The organism is Burkholderia sp. APQ4-4ca (assembly GCF_057837105.1).
Genome location: NZ_JBYQCG010000210.1, coordinates 1 through 3,753 on the forward strand (window position 1 = coordinate 1; position 3,753 = coordinate 3,753).

Genomic DNA, 3,753 nt, shown 5'->3' on the forward strand with positions numbered 1-3,753 from the left:
AGATCCGGATCGTTGAACAGCACACGCACCGGTATCGCGCGCAGCTTGCCGGAGGTGGCCTTGCGCAGCGTCTCGTTCAGCGGGTGCAGCATCCATTCACCGCGCTGCTGCACCTGGGTAGTGAGGGTGAACTGGTCGTCTTTTTCCGGGATGCGCTTGCCGTTCTTCTCGACAATGCGCCCAATGGAGATGCGCCCGACAACGGGCGGTGTGATGGCGAGACCTTTGAGCATGGTGGTCCTCAAAATAGAAAAAAGGGGGAAGGGAACTGCGAGCGTTGCCGACTATCGGGAAAAATGCGCTTCGAGCTTGGCGTGGATTTCCAGGGCGACGCCCTGCCAGGCGCGAGCACTGACCATTGGGTTGACTTGCAACTGATCGAGTGATGTTGTTGCAACGCGCTCCGCGTGCTGGCTGAGCGCATCCATCACGAACGCTTGCGCGAGCGCGCCGTATCGCGAGAACGTCATGATCTCCGTGAGACATTCGAGGTTGGTCATGGGGATTGGAATCAGGTGGAAACGAGAAAACGCCGGGAACCCGGCTTCGAGATGGCGTACTGCGTTTCGAACTCGGGGTGGTCGGCCAGCAGTCGCGCCAGATCGACGCCAGACGAATCCTTGCTGCGCTTGAACGACACGGCGCCGGTCTGGAATACGGCCCGGTTTGCGTCACCCATGGCCTGCTGGAGCGTTTGCTTGAACTGCGCTTCGAGCTGCTGGCGCGTCTCGATCTCGGGCCGTACCGCGACCAGATCGGCGAACACGGCCGACAGGCGATGGTCATCGCTGAAGTCGACCGTTTCGCCATTTCCCGGATACAGGTGCCGCAGCGCACGGTCGGCCGACTCCGTTCCGTCGGCGGGCGGAGGCGTATCGGTTTCCACGAACCGCCAGAAGCGTGCTTCGAGTTCGACCAGGCGCCCGATCAGCGCATCGTCGCGATCGATCCGATGCACTTCGAGCGCCTGACCACAGAGCAGCACGGCGACGTGCGCCGCCGTTTTACCGGTCACGGCCAACTGGTGCTGCACCTGGATCTGCACGTACTCGGGCACGCCTTCTCGCCAGAGCCGTGCGCCGAACTCGCCGGCCGTTTTACATTCCAGAATCTGTACGTCCGGAACGCCGACGATCTCGCGATCGATGTTCGCGAGCATGAACGGGATCGAGGGATGCCGCAGCACGGCGTTCACGCGTCGAACTCGGTTGCCAGTCTGCTTCGTGTACGACGCAGCAACGATCGGCTCCAGTAGCGTTCCCCAGTACGTCGGCGACGTCGTATCGTCCGGATCGGGGCGGGATAGGCCGTCGGCACGGCCGGTCTTGTCAAGCCACAATTCCAGTGCGCTCATGTATGGGTTGAGGCCGACCGCAGCAGCGGCATCCGACCCGCCGATGCCGGTTCGCCGCACGGCGAGCCAGTCATCGCGACTCAGCTCTTGCGTCTTGACGAGCTTCAGCGCGGGCTTACGTACACGGGTTGGTTCAGGGTGAGGTGTAGTCATGGTTTGCTCCGAAAACAAAAAAGCCCGGCAGAGCGAATCTGACCGGGCGAGAGGTGAGGGAATACGCAGGCTATTCGGAACCGATGCGGCGAATGGCGTCTTGCAAGGCGTCGTACGCAAACGTCACGAGCTTGGTGGACAGTCGTACCCTGGGGTTTGATTTGCAGGATCGTGGCGTAGCGTCCGCCGAACCGTAGCCCTGCACCGCGCGGAATTTGGATACGCATGTCCACTGCCAGGCGCTGGATGGGCTTGGTCATGCGACAAGCTTCATCGCCTCGTCCCAGGCTTTCTGCTTCAATGTCGCACCAGCCCCGAACCAGGCGGCGTCGAGCCGGTGGTCATCGCTGCGTGCACGGCGATGATGATCGACGTATTCGGTGACAGCGTTAAGCAGACCCCACGCAGTACCCGAAGCAGAAGCCAGGTCCGAGCCTTTACCGCGTCCGGTATATAGCTGACCGACTGCCTTGATGGCCCGTTCATTGACAGAGAGTGCTTCTCGATCGGTGCTGCCGGCCGTCGAGTAAGTAAGCACCCGCCGTAGGAACGCTTCGGCCGTGGAATCGGTAATCTTGCGCTCGGACAGGGCTTTGGTTCGCGCCATGAACGCATCCCATGACGACACAGCGATTCCGAGCTGGCGTTTGACGGAAGCCGCATCGAATTGCGAGCGGTGCGGCACCTTTACGACGCCAGTGCTGTCGCCCAACGCGATGGCGAGGGTGTTGTTACATACGACTCGTACGGACGTAAATTGCGCGGTCGTGGCAAGCGTGCCGTCGCACGCAGTGGCGAGCAGCAAATAGCCGCCGATCTTGTCCTTACCCTTGAGCGCGCCGGAATGCCCAGTTCTTGCGAGCGCCCAGAGCTTGCGGCCTTCCTTCAGCACGCCAGCCGTCTCGAGTTCGAAGCCGCCAATCTCGGTGAGATCGCGGTAGAACTCCAGAATCTCGCGGGGCTGCACCACTTGATAACGGGCGGATACGACGGACAGCGGCGCCTTGTTGTCCGAGCGATAGAGCACCTTCTGATCGGGAAATGTGTGGATCGCGCCGATACCTGCTGAGCCCGTCACGAAACGGACCTCGGACGACTCGATCGTCCAGTTCATGCCAGCGCGCTCGGCCCATACTTCGATCGGTTGTTGAGGGGCGAGCTTGTTGCCGAGACCGTGCCACGGCTCCTGGCCGACGTAGGCCATGGTTTGTACGAGATGCATCAAAAACTCCTGTTCGATAGAGATGGCATAGCGCCCGGCCGATGCCGGGCAAATTGGTTTGAATGAGAGGGAAGCGGAAGAGGCGGACGGCGAGAGCGACTGCCACGACTCCGGCGATCAGCGGTATTGCGCGCCGAAGGTATGACCGCACGACATGCACCGATAGTTGTCGAGAAGGCTGTCATCGAGTAAGCCGCCGACAGCGGAGCCCGCGACCGAGCCGGCTGCGCTGCCGAGCAATCCGGCGATGACGGCGCCCGTCAGGCCACCGAACACCACGCCGAGTGGACCACCAATGGCGCCGACGGATGCCCCGACCTCTGCACCGGACAGCGCCATGGCGACACCGCTCGTCGCGCCAGCGATGCTGCCGAGCGTGCTGCCAGTTTTGCGGCCGACGTTGAGCACATCGACTCGTGTAGAACCGCAGTGTTGGCAGTGACGTGTATTGCTGGACGACGCCAGTGCTTCCGTCGCCCACGATGGCGCATACGAGAAGTGATCCGGTTCGGTAATAGTTGTTGGTGATGGACGCGGCTCGGTCGACAACGATGATTGAAAGTCGAGCGATTCGCCGCGCGCTGGCGATTCAAAACGGCGTCGACACGATTCGGTTTCGACCGGCTCGCCATCGTCGGGAAACGGATCGGGCGAACGGTGAGTCAGATAGTCTGATGTCCTGGAGGACATCGGCTGCGTATGTCGGACAGCATGTAGTGCGTGATCGGGGTAGGGGGCTTGGGCCTCCCATTCGTCGATCGTTGGATCGAAAAGCTCGTAGTGGACGGGCGAGGTGACGGCGGCAGGTGTAGGCGACGTTGGGGTGGGAGCTGGAGTAGCGCGCCGTCTGAAAAACAGAGCGACGCCAGTACATACAAGAATAACGGCAGCGACATTACCAATCGCGAAGGCAAGAGTGGGATGCATAGAGAGTTCCTGAGCGAAGTGCGCCGATGCGGGAGTGCAGCGGCGGAGCGGCCATCGTGGGCGTGGGCCATGCTCGGGAAAGTGATATATGGATGAA

Annotated in this window: 5 protein-coding genes; all 5 read right to left on the reverse strand. The window is 61.5% G+C overall.

Annotation, left to right across the window (positions count from 1 at the left end; genetic code table 11):
* On the reverse strand, positions 1–233 hold a 233-nt coding region (locus AC3IFE_RS21495), incomplete at its 3' end, for a recombination directionality factor (RefSeq protein ID WP_489191884.1).
* A gap of 51 nt (positions 234–284) precedes the next feature.
* Positions 285–500 carry a hypothetical protein gene (locus AC3IFE_RS21500; protein WP_207864416.1) on the reverse strand — a complete coding sequence of 72 codons (216 nt, stop codon included), beginning with the start codon at positions 498–500 and terminating at the stop codon, positions 285–287.
* Between the two features lie 11 nt (positions 501–511).
* Positions 512–1,507: a YqaJ viral recombinase family nuclease gene (locus AC3IFE_RS21505; RefSeq protein WP_489191885.1), complete on the reverse strand. Its 996-nt coding sequence runs from the start codon at positions 1,505–1,507 to the stop codon at positions 512–514.
* Positions 1,508–1,763: 256 nt separating this feature from the next.
* Entirely contained in the window at positions 1,764–2,729 is a 966-nt protein-coding gene (locus tag AC3IFE_RS21510) for a DUF932 domain-containing protein (RefSeq protein ID WP_489191886.1), read from the reverse strand.
* Between the two features lie 117 nt (positions 2,730–2,846).
* A complete protein-coding gene (locus AC3IFE_RS21515) occupies positions 2,847–3,656 on the reverse strand; it encodes a glycine zipper 2TM domain-containing protein (protein WP_489191887.1) in 810 nt (269 codons plus the stop codon).
* Positions 3,657–3,753: the final 97 nt, after the last annotated feature.

What these genes read in the sequence shown, in the direction of transcription:
- AC3IFE_RS21500 (WP_207864416.1), bottom strand. Translation starts at nt 500, where the DNA reads ATGACCAACCTCGAATGTCTCACGGAGATCATGACGTTCTCGCGATAC.
- AC3IFE_RS21505 (WP_489191885.1), bottom strand. Translation starts at nt 1,507, where the DNA reads ATGACTACACCTCACCCTGAACCAACCCGTGTACGTAAGCCCGCGCTG.
- AC3IFE_RS21510 (WP_489191886.1), bottom strand. Translation starts at nt 2,729, where the DNA reads ATGCATCTCGTACAAACCATGGCCTACGTCGGCCAGGAGCCGTGGCAC.
- AC3IFE_RS21515 (WP_489191887.1), bottom strand. Translation starts at nt 3,656, where the DNA reads ATGCATCCCACTCTTGCCTTCGCGATTGGTAATGTCGCTGCCGTTATT.